Raw genomic sequence first — 16,997 nt, 5'->3', positions numbered from 1 at the left:
AGCGCATGTGTCAGCCGGCGGTAACGGAGGATGGCTGTTCTCTGCCCGTAAGAGTGGCAGGAGCATCAAGCGTCAGCGCCTTGGGTCTGACGAAAACGAAGCGGAAGGGCGTGCGAACCGCAATCAGGAAAGCCACGACGCCGAAGAGCACGCCAGCGGTGGTAGCTGCCGTGAACAGGACGCCGAAATTGGTGATGCCGAACACCTTGACCAGGATGATCCGAGCCGCGGCCACGGGAAGGAAATGAGTGAGATAGATCGGCATGCTGTAGGCGCCGATGAACTCGAACAGACGGGCGAACAAGCCCTCCCGCGCCCGGCTGAAGAAGCCGATGATGGCGTAGGCCGAGAGCATCGACAGGACGAAATAGCAGAGCGGGGTGAAAAGCAGGTCGTTCAGGCGCAGGACGACGGCAAGGGCAATGAACAGCACCAATGCCGCGATAATCTTGGGATAGTTCGCTTTGTCCGCCTGCTCGCGGATCCACTCCGATCCGTAGACCCCCAGCACGAAATACACATAGAGGTAGGCGAACTTATTGATGATCACGAGGTAGGGCACGCTGGGGAAGGCGAAGGCCGCCGCCTGCACCATGGCCGCGAAGGCCACGAGGAAGCAGGGATTCATATGCCGCAGCGCCCGCGTGATGACGAAGGCCAGCGCCAGCCCATAGAGAAACCAGATGGTCGAGATGGGGTCCCAGCCAATGAACAGAATATCTGTCAGGGCGACCTTGTTGTTGGAAACGGGATTGGCCGCGTAACGCAGCAGAAGCGAAATGACCGACCAGAGGACATAGAAATAGGCGAAATGAAAGACCTTGGAATCGAGGAACTTACGGAAGTCGCCATAGATCGCCTTGCGGGCGAACAGACCGGCCACCAGGAAGAACAGCGGCATTCGGACCGACAGCAAAATATCGTGCCAGTACAGGAAGGTCGGATTGGCGAGGCCCGCGAGTTTCAGCCCCTCCAGAGCATGGTGGGCGACGACCAGCGTGATGGTGAAACCCTTGGCCGCATCGACCCATCCCGTCCTGGAACCAGGCAGGGGCCGTGCCGCAGTGGCCGTCACGGGCGCACTGGCGTTCATGTCGACCTCCCGGGATAACGAAGGACCGGCCGGCGCGGGGCGGAGACCGGCTCCACCACCGGATCCTGCGCGCAGGCCCGGCAAGAATAGATCAACACCAACATGAACAGGAACCAGACGAGTTCAGTGTGCTGGAGGATGACACGCTCGGTGATGCTGTAGACCAGCAGGTAGGACAAAATGAGCGCCAGGAACTTGCCTTCCAGCTCACGTCCGCTCTGGAGGCAGGCTTTGATCTGCCTCACCGCCCAGCCGATCATGATGAACAGCACGGCGAGGCCGAGATAGCCAAGCTCCAGCCAGACATCGAGATAGCCGTTATGGCCGTTGCCGGGGCCGGCATAATGATCGTTCTGATTGCCGTCGGCATCAGCGCCCCAATAAAAAAATTCAAAGAAATATTTGGTGTTCTCGTCGATCCAGAAGGCGCGGTAGCCGCTGCCGAGCCAAGGGTGCTGGCTGCCCAGCCCGATGGCCCACTGCCACAGCCGGGTGCGTCCTGACAGCGTGAGGTCACGCCCGAGCGCCTCCAGGATAATGGGTGCGGCGATGAAGACGAGGAACAGAACGGTGAGGAAGGCCAGCACGCCGACGACCGTTCTTACCTCCGGTGCGAACCGGAAGCGGCTGAACCGTCCCGTGAAGAGAAAAGTCAGGAAGATCGACCCGCCGATGCCGGCGACGGCGGCCACGAGAGAGGTCTTCGAATTGGACAGCACCAGCAACCCGAATGCCACGACCACCATGGGCAGCCACCAGGTGCGCCACATCCGCGTGCCCACGCTGCGGAACACCACCGCGATGGCGATGATCAGAGACAGAACGCGGCCGAATTCATTCTTATGCCCCGTCAGCCCGCGCCAGTCGCCGGCGGAACTCAGGCCGATCCGCGGAAGCGCCACGGCAGCCAGCAGGCCGACGGCCATATAGGCAACCAGGACCCAGAACAGGATCCGCACGATTTCAGAAAGGGTGAAACGCGCCACCACATAATAGGCGAAGCTGACGGTCAGCATGAAGGCGACGGCACGCCTGAGGCTGGTTGCCGGTGAATCCGACCACAGCACCGAGGCCAGCGGCAGCAGAACCAGCAACAGGAGCGGCCAGCTTTCCTTCAGCACCTCTCCCAGCCGCCGGGTGATCCCACCCACGATCAGGAAGCCCATGGCCCCGCCGTAGATCGCGAACAGCACGAGCTGCTGGACCATCCCGCCGGCCTCACGGTCCGCGTCGCCGGTGTTCGCCAGGATCAGCGATCGCAGCATGCTGGAGATGACGACCAGGCCGATGACCACAAGCGCCGTCTCGAACGGATCGATCCGGCTGTCGCGTCCGACGGCCGGCGTCTGCGGCATCCTGTCGGTCGCGCTGAGACTCATGCGGACGCCTTTCCTTCAGAGGCATCGGTCTCCGCGGCGCCGGACTGGGTCGCCATCAGCCAGATCGAATGAGGGTTGCTGACCAGATAGCGCCAGAACAGACGGCGAGGCTCCAGGGCCATGCGGTAGACCCACTCGAGCCCGTTGCGCTGCATCCACTCCGGAGCACGCGTGTTCTTGCCGGAGAGAAAGTCGAACAGACCGCCGCAGGTCTTCACCAGCCCGACCTTATCCAGGCGAGCCCTGTGCCGCACCACGAACCGCTGTTGGCGCGGCACGCCCATCCCGATCCAGAGGATATCCGGCTCGGCGGCGTTGATCTCCTCAACAACCGCGTCTTCCTCATTGGGTTTGATATAGCCGTTGCGGCGTCCGGCGATGCGCAAGCCGGGATAAAGCTGCTGCGCCCGTTCCACCGCCTTGGCATTCATCTCCTCGGTCGCGCCCAGAAAATAGAAGGAGGCGCCACGCTCCTGCGCCAGCAGCGCCGCATCATGGAAGGCGTCAGTTGTCGCCACCCGTTCCGGCAGGGCCTTCGGGCACAGGAGTTTGGAAGCCCAGACCGTCGACATGCCGTCGGGGCTGATGATATCCGCCTGGCGATAGAGATCGCGCACATTGAGGTCGGCGCATTCGGAGATCACCTGGCCATTGACCGTGGTGAAGAACAGGCAGGATCCACCCTGTCCGCGCTGGGCCATGGCAAGCGAGACAGTCAGTTCCGCGGTGTCCGCCCGGGTCAAAACCGCGACATCGAGTCCGCCGATACGGACACGGTCGACGGCGGCAAGGACGCGGGCAACCGCCTCCGCATGGCTCACCGTTCGCCGCTCCACACCAGCCGGGCTCGATGGTGAGCGAAACTGTTCGACCGCTTCGATATTCATGTACTCGTGCCTCGATCGCTGTTGGTGAGCTAGGGTGCCGTCCAGCATGGTGCAACGCAATACGCTGCCATCATAGACACAGAGCTATCACGGAAAACAGGACTTTTTCCGGGCAACAACCGGGCAATCAGCCACGACTTGTCGGCTGTTGCCGCAACAGCCGGACCCCCGGCAGCGCCGAACCTGCTCCGACAGAGCGATCGATAAGAGGCCTCAACCCTCGTCGGATGACGGGCTCCGCCAGCTGCGCGATCAGCACGGCGCAGCTGATCAGTATGGCGAGGGTCAGGATCAAACCCGCTATCGGCGACATGCCCGCGAGCACAAACTGCCGCGTCATGGCGATGCCGATGCTGAAGTGCAGGAGGTAAAGCGGATAGGTGGCAAGCCCGCCGAGCCGGAGAGAGGTCAGGAGCGGCGCCGGCAGCCGGTGGAATGCATCACGGAACCGCACCGCCATGAGAATGGCGCTCACCGCCGCAAGAAAGAACACCGCCACGACGAACCAGTGATCGGCGAGATCGATCGGAGACCGGGTCACCCTTGTGCCCATGGAGATGGCATGGTGCCGCATCTCCAGGACCGCTCCGAGGAGCGCCATCAACACAGCTGGCGCCATCCAGAGACGAAACTGTCCGGCAGCCCAGGCGCGAATGAAGATGCCCAGCGCGAAGTAGACGCCGTAATTCAAAAGCAGCAGCCGCCAGGGCCCTGCGGTGAGGAAATGGAGATCCGGAAAGAGGTGCAGCGCCACAAGGAAGCTCGCGCTCCAAACCGCCAGGCCGAGGGCCACGATGTTGATCCAGGAGTAAGCCCTTGCGGCGAGCAGGAGGAAGATGAGGCCGTAGAAAACGATCTCCACGCCCAGGGTCCAGTATTGGCCATCGATCCAGGGGCCCGTCGGCAGCAGCAGCATGGAAACGATGTAATGCTTCAGGGTATCGTCCATGCCCATCATCAGGAACATTGCGAAGGTCATCGTCGCGCACACCCAGACGGCGGGATAAAGACGAAGCGCTCGCCCGCGCGCGAAGGAAAAGGGCGTAGCCCTTTCGGCCGAATTGGCGATAACGAAACCCGATACCACGAAGAAGATTTCCACGCCGACCCAGCCGAACCAGGTCAGATGAGCGATCCCGGGAAGCGTATAGGCGTCCTGCAACATTTCAGCGCCCCCGCTGGTTGGCGAGGCCCAGCATGAGTATCCGACGTGAAAGACAGACACCATCAAAGCTGACAAAAAGCGAACGAGATCAATTCCATAGTAGTAATCTTGTCCTGCCTTGGACATAGCAGAAATTTCCATTCAAAATTGGAAACAAAATGTAGACGACATCCAGAAATACCAACCTCGGCGCCTGAATGAGGATACGAATACTTTTTGGAGAATGCGGCGACGGCAAGGCGTTAATGCTGTGATGGTCGGATGTTGCGCTGCAGCGCGCCATTGGCTATCCAAATGAAGCGGGCATTTTCCTCGCCGCCCTCCATGAACGGGGCAAAGGAGATCCATGGCTCTGATCAGCTTCTTTCTGCAGGATCTTCGTGGTGGCGGCGCCGAGCGAAGCGTCGTCCGCCTCGCCAACGGCATCGCCGCCAGGGGGATTTCCACCGAGATCATCCTCATCCGGGCGCAGGGCGACTTCCTCTCCGAGGTCTCGCCGCAGGTGAAGATCGTCGATCTCAAGGCGCGGCGCACCGCGGAAAGCGCCTGGCATCTTGCCCGGCACATCGACCGGAACCGGCCGGATGCGGTCTTTGCTCATATGACGCATACCAATGTGGCGGCCGTCCTGGCCCGCAGTCTGGCGCGCCACAAGACCCGCCTCATCGTGGTGGAGCACAACCGTTTCGACGTCGCGCTTTCACGCAAGCGCGGATTGGTAAGGCTCGCCTACAAGGCGGTTCCGCTGGCCTATAGGAGGGCCGATTATGTGGCCGGTGTTGCGGAGAGGATGTGCGACCGGATCCAGCAGGTTACCGGTCTGCCCCGCGAGCGCATCAAGACGTTGCACAATCCGGTCGTTACAGCAGACCTCTTTGCCAAGGCGGAGGAACCACCGGCACATCCCTGGTTCGATGGCACGGGAGATCCCGTCATTCTCTCGGTTGGACGGCTGACCCGGCAGAAAAACTTTCCGCTGTTGATCGAAGCTTTTTCCGACCTTGCCGCACTGCGGCCATCTCGCCTGGTCATTCTGGGCGAAGGGGAAGAGAGGGCCGCGCTGGAAGCACTGGTCGCTCGTCTCGATGTCGGGGACCGGGTTTCGCTGCCGGGGTTTCTGCCCAATCCTTTTGCGCTCATGAAGCGGGCCTCCGTGTTCGCGCTGTCGTCGGATTGGGAGGGCCTGCCCACCGTTCTCATCGAGGCTTTGGCGTGCGGCGTTCCGGTTGTGGCCACAGATTGCGAAAGTGGACCCGATGAGATCCTTGATGGTGGACGTTATGGCCGGCTGGTACCGACGGGCGACCGAAACGCCCTGGCGGCGGCGCTCAACGAGACGATCAGCCAGCCGCCGGATCCCGCTGCCGGCATCGCGAGGGCGATGGATTTCAATGCCGACACCGCCATCGATCGTTACATCGCCCTTGCGCTGGATTGATGCGTCAGCGGCACTGCTGGCAGCCCTCCTGCTGGCGGCGATGCTTGCGTTGCCGGCCGAGGCTGCGGCCACTCATGGCGGCGAAGGCGGTCGCGAGATCACCGTGACGACCTTGGCCGATGATGGACCCGGTTCCCTGCGCGCGGCTTTGGAGGCGAAGGGGCCGCGCCGGATCGTCTTCAAGGTTGCCGGAGAGATCTGGCTGAAGAGCACCATCCTGGTGCGCAATCCTCATGTCACCGTGGACGGAGAAACCGCTCCTTCCCCCGGCATCTCCCTGATGGGCGACCGCGCCTTCCGGCTGCGCACACACGACGTCATCCTGCGCCACCTCCGCGTCCGGGTCGGAGCACGTCCCACGGGAATGGATCCGCAGAACCGCGATGCGATCAGCATCGACGGCGGTAAGCGCGGGAAGGATCCCGCCTACAACATCCTGATCGAGAACTGCTCCTTCGCCTGGTCAATTGATGAACTGGTGCAGGTCTGGGGATCGGGCAATCACGACATCACGATCCGGGATTCCATTCTGGCGGAAGCCCTGCATCGCTCCATCCATCCGAAGGGCGACCACGGCATGGGCATGATCATCGGTCCCAACACCCGGGGCGTGCTGATCGAAGGCAACCTCTTCGCGCATAATGTGCTGCGAAACCCCGTCATCCACGGCGGCGCACATGCGACCGTCGCCAACAACGTGATTTACAACCCCGTCTTCAACGCCATCCACTTCTACCCGACCAAGCGCAACCCCCGGCCGACGGTCGCTTCGGTGATCGGCAATGTCGTGATCGCCGGCCCACAGACGCGGCCGCGCACGGGCATATTCTCCAAAGGCATGAACCCGGGATCGAGGGTTTTCTTTGGAGACAACATCTCCATCGGGACCGAGGCCTTCGATCTGGCCAAGGCCAATGAACTGACCAGGAACGCGGTCATCACCGAAACGCCTCCCGATGACCTCCCCGCCTTCGACCCGATACCGGCGAAAGACGTGGAGGCGCGCGTTCTGACGACCGCGGGGGCCCGCCCCCAGAACCGTGATGCGATCGACACACGCATCGTCGAAGAAGTGCGCAGCCGCACCGGGCAGATCCGGCATCGGCCGACCGATGAAAGACTTTGGCCGGCGCCCGGCTCCGACAACAAACGAAAAACCAAGAAAGAGAAGTGACCGAGAGACATGGCCCAGACACCCCGCGCGCTGAAGATCGCCATTTTTGTTTCCTTCGCCAATGTGGCCGGTGCGCAGATCGCGGCGCTGCGGCTCGCCCATGGCCTCAAGGACAAGGGCCACGACGTCACGGTGCGCTTTCTTTATGAGCAGGTCCCCGTCAACTCCACCGACCATCCGCATGAAGTGGTGCTCAAGACGGCCCGGCCGGGTGTGAAGGGCTACTTAAAAATAGTCCGGACGGTCTATCAGACCTTAAAGCGCGAGAAGCCCGATGTGGTGCTGACCTTCCTCCCGCTGGCCTGCGTCATAGGCCAGACATGCGCCTGGGCGGCAGGCATCAAGACGCGTGTCGTTTCGCACCGCATGCCGATCAACACGGCCTCCAGCGTCATGCGGAAGCTGGACCTGCTGCTGGCCTGGGCCGGCGCCTATACCAAGGTCATTTGCGTCTCGAACGCCGTGCGCGCGACCTGCAGGAACTACCCGAAATGGCTGCTCGACCGCACGGTTGTCGTCCATAACGGCCTCCTCGGCTTTGTGCCCTCCTTGCTCTCCAAAGCGGACGCCCGCGCGCGCTTTGGAATCCCGGCCGATCAGTTCACCCTCGTGGCCATCGGCCGCTTTGTCCCTCAAAAACATTACCCGCTCATGCTTGAGGTTGTGAGCCGTCTCGATGACGTACTTCTGGTAATCGGAGGCGACGGCTTCTTGCGTCAGAGCCTGGAGGCGGAGATCGCGCGTCTCGGCATCGGCCATAAGGTCAAGCTCCTGGGCAACGTGGGTCGGGCGGATGTGCCCGACCTCCTCCAGGCCGGCGACGCCTTCATTCAGACCTCCACCTACGAAGGCCAGAGCAACACGGTTCTGGAAGGCCTCACGGCCGGCATTCCCATGGTGCTCCATGATGTGCCGGAACAGCGTGAGACCATCGAGGATCCTCAGACCGGCAAACTGGCGGGTGAGCTCGTCCCGCTGAACGACGTCGACGGCTGGGTCGCCGCCATCGAGCGCCTGCGTCGCGACACGTCATCTCGCGATGCAGCATCGGAGCAGGCCCGACGTCAGGCTCAGCTTTTCACCTATGATCGTATGATCGATGGTTTCAATCGCACCTTACAGCCAGAACAACCTTGACGCAGAAGCGCCTTGCCCCAAATCGGCCGATCTGACATAGAATGCATTTTATCAAAACCGATATTATGGGACCATTGCTATGTTGAGGCTGGGGTTGGGCGCGGCGGCGTCTTTGGTGTTTTCCGTTGTTGTGGCAGGTCAGGCACAGGCAGCCTGCGGCGTGAGCCCTCTTCCGATGGAAAGCGCGGACGTGCAGGCTTTCACCGAAAATCCGGCGGGCCTTCTGACGCGCCACATGTCGGGCGGCACGGAGCTTACGCGGGCCTCCTACAATCTCATCGTGACCGATCCCACGACCGTTGATGCGCTCGTTGGCCTTATCGGCCAGTCCAATTCCCTGCAGAAGTTCGCACTGGGGACAGGCATGGGTGATGCAGTGCGGCAATGCTCCGCGAACGATCCCGCAGTGGCCGACGCCATCCAGACCGCCATCGCCGCGCTGAACCAGCCGGAATTCGAGATCGCCTTCACCCAGTCGATCAACCAGATCGAGACGGCGGCGATCCCCGGCGCGGGTGGCAGCGGCCCCTTCGGCACCAGTGCCACCATGGAAGGCCTTCTTGGCGGCGATGGCGTGGGCCAGGGCTCCGTTAATTATTTCACGGGCGGCGGCGCCGGCTCTCCGCGGTCGAACCGCAGCGGCAATGGCTCCTCGGCGAGCCTTGAGACGGTCAGCCCCTGATGGTAGGCCGCGGTTACGCCACATAGTTTTGTAGAGTGCCCGGTTCGCCGGGCATTTTTATTGCATTGCGGTAAGGCGCCCATGCCTGTTATTCAATAGGGAACCTCCTGTTGTGCTGTGCATGAACATTACCATTCGGAGTTTCGACAATGCTTGATGTTTCACGTCTAAAGCATCCTGCGGCTCCAGATCAGGGCGCTCAGCCGGGCGACAAGATCATCGACCTGCACGCCATCCTCGGTTTTGTGCGTCGCGAAAAGTTCACGATCATCGGTTCGATCGTGTTCTGCCTTGGGCTCGCCATCGCCTATCTCGTTCTTGCCAAGCCGACCTATGTCGCTTCCGCGGATGTCCTCATCGACACCCGGCGGCTGGAATTATTCCGCGATGAATCGGTTTTTCAGCCGGATCAGCAGCTCAACACCGGTGCGGTCGAAAGCCAGATCACAGTCATGACCTCCAACGAGGTCCTGGGTCAGACCGTCGATGCTCTCAACCTCACTGAGGATCCGGCGTTCTTCGAGCCCAGCCTCACCGGCCAGATCAAGGATCTGCTCGGCCTGACGAATGACGAGCCGCCGACCGAGGAGGAGCTCCGCCTCGCGGCCATCCGGAAGCTCCGCTTCAATGTCGCGGTTCGCCGCATTGGCCTCTCCTATGTCATTTCGATCTCTTTCCCTTCGACCGACCCGGTGCTGGCCGCCAAGATCGCCAACGGCATCGCCAATGCCTATATTCAGGATCAGCTCAACACGCGCTCGAGTGCCACCGAGAACGCCGGTGACTGGCTGCGCGAGCGCCTGGAAGATCTGCGTCGCCGCTCTTTTGAGGCCGACACAGCGGTTCAGGAATTCCGCGTCGCCAACAACCTGATGGATGTCGGCCGCGGTACCGCGACGCGGCGTGTGTCCGACCAGCAGGTTGAAGAGCTGACCACGCAGCTGACCACCGCGCAGTCGAAGGTCGCTGAAACGCAGGCGCGCGTGGATCAGTTGGACGCCGTGCTCAAGTCGAACGCGGAAGTGGTCGGCATTCCCGAGACCATCTCCAACGAGATCATCATTCGCCTGCGCCAGGAATATCTGGATGCCGCGCGTCAGGAGGCGGAACTCTCCGCCCGCTACGGCAAGAACCACATCTCGGCCTCCAACCTCCGCGCCAAGATGGAGAACATCCAGAATGTGATCCGCACCGAACTGAGCCGGCTGGCCGAAACGGCGCGCGCGGAATTCGCGATCGCGCAGGCGCGCGAGGCCCAAACCCGGCGCAACCTCGAGGTCTACATCGGTACGGCCAACCAGGCCTCGAAAGCCTCTATCCAGCTGCGCGAGCTTGAAAGCACGGCGGAGGCCTATCGAGCCCTCTACAACGGCTTCCTGACCCGCTACATGCAGACGGCGGAACAGCAATCGTTCCGCATGACGGATGCACGGATCATCTCACGGGCGCCCACTCCAACCACCAAAGCAGCCCCGAAGACCTCGCTGGTGCTGGCGGGCGGGCTCATCCTCGGCCTCGGCCTCGGCGGCGGCATTTCCATTCTGCGCGCCCTGCTCGACCGCGTCATCCGCACCACCCACCAGGTGGAGACCATCACCGGCACGCCCTGTCTTGGCATCCTGCCTCGTTATGAAAAGGCGGCCACCAATTCGGCGCGTGCGGATTCGGCGGAGAACCCCGATCAACAGATCACCCGTGCGCCGACAGGCGTGCAGGCCCTGGCGGTCGATGAGCCGGCCTCCCACTTCGCCGAAACCATCCGTGCCATCAAGGTGGCGGTGGATCTTGCCGGCATCTCACGTGAGACCAAGGTCATCGGTGTCATCTCGTCGGTTCCCACGGAAGGAAAAACCACGGTCTCAGTCAATCTGGCTCAGATCATGGGTCAGAGCGGCAAGCGGGCACTGCTGATCGACGGAGATCTGCGCAATCCCTCGCTGACCCGCGAGCTCGCGCCCCGTGCCACCGCGGGCATCATCGAGGTGATGCGCAACGAGGTGCAGCCGACGGCCGCGGCCTGGCAAGCTCCGAACGGAACCTTCGACTTTCTTCCCGCCGTACCCGGCCGGGTGACCGCAAGCACCAGCGACGTGTTGGCCTCCCCCGCCATGAACGCCGTACTGACGGCCGCCCGGAAGGCGTACGACTACATCGTGATCGATCTTGCGCCGGTGCTCTCCTCCGTCGACGCTCGTGCCGCAGCCATGCTCATGGATGCCTTCGTGCTCGTGGTGGAATGGGGCGAAACACAGACCGAGGTGCTGACGGAGACCATGAACACCAGCATGATCATCCAGGAGCGCCTGCTCGGCACCGTCTTGAACAAGGCGGACCTCAAGGTCATGCGCAGCTTCGAGCACGTGCCGGACACCTACTACTGAGGCGTGAGGCGGTGCAGTCGACGTCCCTCCTGCCAATCGGCACCCGCCTTGCCATCGTGGCTGTGGCGATGGTCACCGGTCTGTGGGGGCTCTCGGCCGTCATGGGGCGCGCCAAGGCCGGGGCCGATGTCGAGGTTGTCGCTCGGCGTATTCTTCAGGAGAGGCCCTATCCGGTGGACCGCCTGTCGCGGTTGCGCGCGGCGACCGACGGCACGCACTGTGAATATCGCTTTGCCCGTACGGTCATTCAGCTGCGCCTTTTCGAAGAGGCTCTCACGCATCCGACGGCCGATGACGAACGCCGGCAGTTGGAGGCGGACATGTCGGCCCTGGCGCAGTGCAATCCCAACGAGGGGTTCTTCCCTCTCGTGGGAGCCGCTCTCGCCCTGGGCAATGGCGACACCGCCGGATTTGGGTCGGGGCTCATGACAAGCTACCGCAACGCGCCGCGCGAAAACTGGATTGCGCTCCGCCGGAGCCCTCTCGCTCTGGAGCGCTTTGATGACCTTTCTCCTGATCTGCAACGCCATGCGGTCGAGGAATTCTCCAACTTCGTCAACAGCGGCATGAACGACGAGGCGGCCGATATATTTACCGGCCTCGATGCGGAGACACGTGGACATCTCATTGCCTCACTCGGGACCCATACCGGTGCCGAACGCCGGGTGTCCTTTTTCAACACCCTGCTTGCCGACCGGGACAAGCCCAGGAAATCGTCGGTCTCGCGCAAGCTCATTGAGAACTTTTCGCTGCCGTCCGGAACCTCACTGCCGTCAGGTCCAGCCGAGTGAAGCGTCGTCCCATGGCCGCCGGCCATATGAGGGAGAAAAGAAGATGAACGCACTGCCCCCCCAGGCGACCGCCGAGTTGCTGCCGGCCGAACGTCCGGCCGATGCGGAGCTCGCCATCATCGAAGGCAAGTACATCGACTTCCTGAAAGCCCATGCGGTTGGCGGAGATGTCGCGGCGGCCATGCGCGAGGGCCGCTATTCCAGCCACCCGGCTGGCGCCAAGTCGGATCTGTTCGGTTCCATTGATGCTGCCTATGGAGCCCACATCCTTGGTGTTCTCGATGGGCTGACCGACGCGGAAGGCCGCCGAATCTGGGCTCGCGACATCCTGGCGGCACAGGGAGCAGACGGCTGGTTCCGGTCAGGCGACAAGCAGAACCATGGTGTGGAACACGCAACAGCCTATGCGCTCGGCGCCCTCACCATTCTGGTCGGCAAGGACCCGGAGGTGTGGAAGACGCTGAAGCCTTTCACCGGCCTTCAGGCTCAGATTTCCAAGGCGCCCTCCGCCGAGGTCGCGCCTTTTGCCATGTCTTTCCTGGATAAGCTGCACTTCTGGCGCGGCTCCCACCGCGCCGGGGGGCTGCCCTCTATCATAGCCGCCGTGAATACGCTCGGACTGGACACCGACCATCTGCTCGGCCTGCCCGACGCGAATGCCTGGCTGGAAGGCTGGTGGACCTGGTTCGCGCGGCGTCTCGACTCAAAATCCGGCTACTGGCGCATGGCGCCGCTGCCCGCACGGCTGCTCTTCAACATGGCCTATCGCCGCCGGCATGATCCGGAGACGGCCGCCATGGGCGGCGCGGTCCATCTGTACTGGGTGTCGGAGCGGATGGGGAAACCCTTTCCATGGCCCGAGCAGACGATCGAAGCGACAGCGCGTCTCATCGGGCCCGACGGGCTTTACGAGCACGAGCCCTACTGCATCGATCTCGATGGCGACTTCATGATCGGACGCCCGTTGGAGGATCTCGCCGCCGGCTCTGCCATGGCGGAGCGTGGACGCGTCGCCCTTCAGAAAAACCGCCGCGCAGTCGTCCAGTGGTATGTCTCGCGGGAGCCGTCTGACTGGAACCCGGGCATGCATCGCCATCCCGGTGCCTTCGCCGCCATCGCCGAATGCGACCGCGCCCTTCTGGCGCCGGAAGCCCGGCGCTGGAAGGACGTCTTCGAGACTACATACTGGCTCTGAGGTTGTTTTCTTCCACCGAAATCCAGTGACGCGGGTTGTCGGTGGACTGGCGTGAGATGAAGTAATAATTCGCCTGGTGCCAAGGCCGGATCTCACTCACGAGATTGTCCAGCAGGTAGTCGCCTGACGAGGTGCGAGCGACCAGCACCACATGGGGGCCGTAACCTGGCGCCATGGCGATGGCCAGCGTCAATATACGCGGCGACCAGCCTTTGGCGATCAACCGGCTGCGCTTGGTCAGCGCGTAGTCCTCGCAGTCACCCTGGTTGGGGGCCAGTTCCCAGAGGTCGCGCCCGGCGACGTCGTTCTTCGGAGCGATCTTGCGGTTGACAGAGGCGTTGACGCTCTCAAGATCGCGCCACAGCGTGTCTCCCGTTTCCCGCGCCGAGACATGAGGACCATCCATCGCGCATTCCGCTGGATTGCGCGCGCAGAATTTCAGGAAAGCAAAAGGTGCCGCGACGCGTGCGCCCTCGCGCATGACGGAGCCAGAAGCCGCAGACTGCCGCGCAGGAAACGGCGCCGCGGAAACTGCGGTAATACCTGCGCTGAAGCCGAGCGCAACGGCCAAGGTCAACTGAATGACTTTCATGAAACGCCTCGAATGGCTTGTTCGAGGAGGACTCTACGAACAATTCCGCTCCATCACGTTCTTTTGTCTCATAAAATTTTAGATAAACACGCATTGCAAGCAAAAGTTGTGGCGAAAATCCTTTTCAATTATTTCCAAGATGGCTTCATGAGGGGGATGTGGCGCTCGTAACGAGCGGCTGCCGCAACAACCATGGCCAGGATCACGAAGATATAGACGACGGTTGCCCCAACGAGAGCCCAGACCGCCACGATGGGTTCCCACCCCAGGGTCGCGCCCACCGGAAAAACGAAGATCCTCGAAAAGAAAATCAGGTCGACCCAGACCGTCTGATGCTGGATCCGCAGGATCGGCACCAGCGCGGCCAGGGGCAGCGTACCCACCCGTATCCCGGCTCCGAGCGCGAGAGGCGCCGCATAGGCGGCAACACCGCCCCAGGCGGGGTCAAAGAACGCGTCCAGGACCCATGGCCCTCCGAACGCCAGCGCAATCAGGGCTAGGGCAACCGCACAGAAAGACACAAGCGTGTAGAGCAAGGCGCTTCGCAGCATCGGACGGTTCATGCGGACCCGTTCTGCGAACAGCTTCATGGGCAGGCGCGTGAGCGTATCTCCGAGCAGGATACCTGGCCGCTCGACCAACCGTTCCGCCAGGAAATAAAAACCCGCAGCGGTGGGGCCATAGGCACCAAGCATCAACGCCGGAGGCAATGTGGTGCCGCCGCGCTGGAGGAGATCGCGCGGGATCTGAATGGGGGCATCACGGTAGCGCCGGGCGACCACGAGGAGCTCGTGACGACGCGGCTTCAGCAATTCGGACAGACGGCAGAAGGCCGGCAATCGGCGGATCATGAGGGCGTTGGTCGCACCCTGCCCCAGAATACGACCAAGCTGCAATCCGGAGGCGGCAAAGCCGATCGCGCCGAGGAAAAGCTGCGCCCCGCTCGCCAGCAAGCTGAAGTTGAGACGGGCCAGGGCAACCTCTCGAGGTCGACCGGCACGCCAGAGCGCCGAGTTCAGGATCGTGAAATTCGCCGCCCCCGCGATGGCAATCATCACGATCATAAGCTCGATTGCAAAAGGCACCGCGGGCAGGACGCGGTGCCCTGCAGCACCCGTCAGCCAGTAGATGGAAGTGGTCAGCAAGGCTCCGACGGGCACCAGATAGACGCTCAGCCGGAAAGCCGCGGCCGCCATGCGCCCGCTTCGGGGAAGCTGGATGACAAGATGGAAGAAGGCCGAGGCTCCCCCTCCGATAGTCATGAAAGCGATCAGAAGGCTCAACCGTCCGAAGTCATCCGGCGAATAGAACTGTGCCAGCAAGGGCGTCGCGGCGAGCATGATGAGCTGTGACAGCACCGCCGCCGCCGTCAGCATTCCCGCCTGGCGCAACACCAGGGCGCCCCCGCCCTGCCGGAACCTGTTCATCGCCGCCTTGACCAGGGTTCGCCCTTCCGCTTCAGACCACCGCTATCCGGGTCCGAGCTAGCCATCCCCGATCTTGCCCGCCACAGCAAGTGAACTGTGGCTCTTAGATCACGTGCGCCTGAAGAACACGCTCTATTCCCTCGGAGAACGCCAAGTCCGCTGGACTCTCGGCAGTCACAATGTTAGCGGGCATGAGGAGTCAGTTTTGAGTGCCTTGATCTATCGTGGCCTCATAATACTGGCTTCAAGGTTGCGGGCTTGGGAAACCTTAAACCTTTAGTAAAAACTTGCAGTATACAAAGAGTAAACAGCCTCTGCTTCAGATTCGGTCACGGGGACCTTCGCACCTTATCCAATGCGAGATGCAACTAATCCCAATCCCCTTGGACTTTGCGCGCTTTTGATTGTAGGAGCGCAGGGCCGTGATCGGCATATGCTGGCAAGTGGCGACAAAGGACGTGTGGAGCGAAGATGGGCCTGACCAGAGCTGCTTTGATGATGGGTTGTCTCGCTCTGACCGGCTGTGCGGCCATGCCATCCCAAGGCCCTACGGCCCGGGCCTTCGGCACGGGCACCGACGCAAGGGCCACCGTCCCTGTGAACCAGCAGCAGCAAGGCCGCAACTACGCCTATATCGAGCTCAATGAAGCGGTGCTCGCGCATCTTGCCACCAGTCCCGGCCATGGCGCCTTCGGGTCCTTCAGCGATCGCGGCGGTCCGACGGAAGTGCTGATCGGACCTGGCGATCAGGTCAAGATCACAATCTTCGAAGCGGGCTCCGGCGGCCTCTTCATCCCCGGCACAGCCGGCTCGCGCCCGGGTAACTTCGTCGATCTTCCCGCTCAGACCGTCAGCCGCAGCGGCGAGATCAGCGTGCCCTTCGCCGGCCAGATCCGTGCCGCCGGCCGCACGCCCGCAGCTGTCGGGCAGGACATTCAGCAGCGTCTCGCGAACCGCGCCATCGAGCCCCAGGTCCTCGTGACGATCTCCGAGCAGCGCGGCAACCAGGTCAGCGTTCTGGGCGACGTCAACTTGCCGGGCCGCTTCCCGCTCAACGCGTCGGGACAACGCCTCCTTGATGCCATCGCCCAGGCGGGCGGACCCAAGTCGCCGGACTATGAGACCTATGTCACGCTGCAGCGCAATGGACGCGACGTGAAGGTTGCCTTCGACACCATCGTCGAAAACCCGCGCAACAACATTTTCCTGCGTTCTTCCGACGTGGTCTATGTCTCGCGGGAACCGAAGACCTTCGTCGTCCTCGGCGCCGCCGGCGAAAACGGACTCTACAACTTCGAGGGCAAGGACATGTCCCTTGCCGATGCTGTCGGTAAGGCGGGTGGCCTTCTCGATGCCCGTGCGAACCCGACCGGCGTCTATCTGTATCGCCGCGAACCGATCAGCCTGCTCGCGCAGATGGGTGTCGATACCAGCCGGTTCATTGGCACTCCGATCCCGACGATCTATCATATCAACCTGAGGAAGCCTGGCGGCCTGTTCCTGGCGCGCGATTTCCGGCTGGCTGACGGCGATGCCATTTTCATCACCAACACCGAGACAACCCAGCTCGGCAAGGTACTGCAGCTCTTCCGCCTCGGCACCGGCGCCGTGCGTGATCTGAGCACAGTGCGCAGTGATTTCGATGACGATGATTAA

At 62.2% G+C, this 16,997-nt stretch carries 14 protein-coding genes; 8 read left to right on the top strand and 6 right to left on the bottom strand.

From position 1 onward, the window contains the following. Positions 1–10: 10 nt before the first annotated feature. From IEV58_RS13815 to IEV58_RS13800, 4 genes are all read right to left on the bottom strand, one after another. Positions 11–1,093 carry an acyltransferase family protein gene (locus IEV58_RS13815; protein ID WP_188410386.1) on the bottom strand — a complete coding sequence of 361 codons (1,083 nt, stop codon included), beginning with the start codon at positions 1,091–1,093 and terminating at the stop codon, positions 11–13. Continuing rightward, positions 1,090–2,472 carry an O-antigen ligase family protein gene (locus IEV58_RS13810; protein WP_188410385.1) on the bottom strand — a complete coding sequence of 461 codons (1,383 nt, stop codon included), beginning with the start codon at positions 2,470–2,472 and terminating at the stop codon, positions 1,090–1,092. The genes IEV58_RS13815 and IEV58_RS13810 overlap by 4 nt, the downstream gene beginning before the upstream one ends. Continuing rightward, complete coding sequence (locus tag IEV58_RS13805; protein ID WP_188410384.1) at positions 2,469–3,359, bottom strand: WecB/TagA/CpsF family glycosyltransferase; 891 nt, start codon at positions 3,357–3,359, stop codon at positions 2,469–2,471. Before IEV58_RS13805 ends, IEV58_RS13810 begins: the two co-directional genes overlap by 4 nt. 127 nt (positions 3,360–3,486) lie before the next feature. Next, positions 3,487–4,650: an acyltransferase family protein gene (locus IEV58_RS13800; protein WP_268235587.1), complete on the bottom strand. Its 1,164-nt coding sequence runs from the start codon at positions 4,648–4,650 to the stop codon at positions 3,487–3,489. 220 nt (positions 4,651–4,870) lie between these two features. Here IEV58_RS13800 and IEV58_RS13795 point away from each other — a divergent pair, with 220 nt between their 5' ends. From IEV58_RS13795 to IEV58_RS13765, 7 genes are all read left to right on the top strand, one after another. Further along, the gene (locus IEV58_RS13795) at positions 4,871–5,962 is read left to right on the top strand and encodes a glycosyltransferase (protein ID WP_188410382.1); all 1,092 of its coding nucleotides are present in this window, start codon (positions 4,871–4,873) and stop codon (positions 5,960–5,962) included. Beyond that, positions 5,916–7,136, top strand: coding sequence for a hypothetical protein (locus IEV58_RS13790; protein WP_188410381.1), 1,221 nt, complete (start codon positions 5,916–5,918; stop codon positions 7,134–7,136). The genes IEV58_RS13795 and IEV58_RS13790 overlap by 47 nt, the downstream gene beginning before the upstream one ends. Positions 7,137–7,145: 9 nt before the next feature. After that, a complete protein-coding gene (locus IEV58_RS13785) occupies positions 7,146–8,273 on the top strand; it encodes a glycosyltransferase family 4 protein (RefSeq protein WP_188410380.1) in 1,128 nt (375 codons plus the stop codon). A 160-nt stretch (positions 8,274–8,433) separates the two neighbouring features. Next, complete coding sequence (locus tag IEV58_RS13780; RefSeq protein ID WP_188410379.1) at positions 8,434–8,955, top strand: hypothetical protein; 522 nt, start codon at positions 8,434–8,436, stop codon at positions 8,953–8,955. A gap of 149 nt (positions 8,956–9,104) precedes the next feature. Continuing rightward, positions 9,105–11,336 carry a Wzz/FepE/Etk N-terminal domain-containing protein gene (locus IEV58_RS13775; RefSeq protein ID WP_188410378.1) on the top strand — a complete coding sequence of 744 codons (2,232 nt, stop codon included), beginning with the start codon at positions 9,105–9,107 and terminating at the stop codon, positions 11,334–11,336. An 11-nt stretch (positions 11,337–11,347) separates the two neighbouring features. Next, positions 11,348–12,127 (top strand): hypothetical protein, encoded by a 780-nt coding sequence (locus tag IEV58_RS13770; protein WP_188410377.1) that lies wholly within the window; start codon positions 11,348–11,350, stop codon positions 12,125–12,127. 43 nt (positions 12,128–12,170) lie between these two features. Beyond that, positions 12,171–13,322 carry a hypothetical protein gene (locus IEV58_RS13765; protein ID WP_188410376.1) on the top strand — a complete coding sequence of 384 codons (1,152 nt, stop codon included), beginning with the start codon at positions 12,171–12,173 and terminating at the stop codon, positions 13,320–13,322. Here IEV58_RS13765 and IEV58_RS13760 read toward each other — a convergent pair. Both IEV58_RS13760 and IEV58_RS13755 read right to left on the bottom strand, forming a co-directional pair. Beyond that, entirely contained in the window at positions 13,306–13,803 is a 498-nt protein-coding gene (locus IEV58_RS13760; RefSeq protein ID WP_188410375.1) for a transglutaminase-like cysteine peptidase, read from the bottom strand. The genes IEV58_RS13765 and IEV58_RS13760 overlap by 17 nt on opposite strands. A gap of 239 nt (positions 13,804–14,042) precedes the next feature. Further along, positions 14,043–15,341: a lipopolysaccharide biosynthesis protein gene (locus tag IEV58_RS13755; protein WP_188410374.1), complete on the bottom strand. Its 1,299-nt coding sequence runs from the start codon at positions 15,339–15,341 to the stop codon at positions 14,043–14,045. 471 nt (positions 15,342–15,812) lie between these two features. On the opposite strand from IEV58_RS13755, the gene IEV58_RS13750 reads away from it, so the two are divergent. After that, positions 15,813–16,997 (top strand): polysaccharide biosynthesis/export family protein, encoded by a 1,185-nt coding sequence (locus tag IEV58_RS13750; RefSeq protein ID WP_188410373.1) that lies wholly within the window; start codon positions 15,813–15,815, stop codon positions 16,995–16,997.

Origin of the sequence: Agaricicola taiwanensis, from assembly GCF_014635245.1 — a bacterium.
Classification (GTDB): Bacteria; Pseudomonadota; Alphaproteobacteria; order Rhizobiales; family Methylopilaceae; genus Agaricicola; species Agaricicola taiwanensis.
Note: the sequence above shows the minus strand (reverse complement) of the source record. Positions and strands in the feature narration are given on the sequence as shown.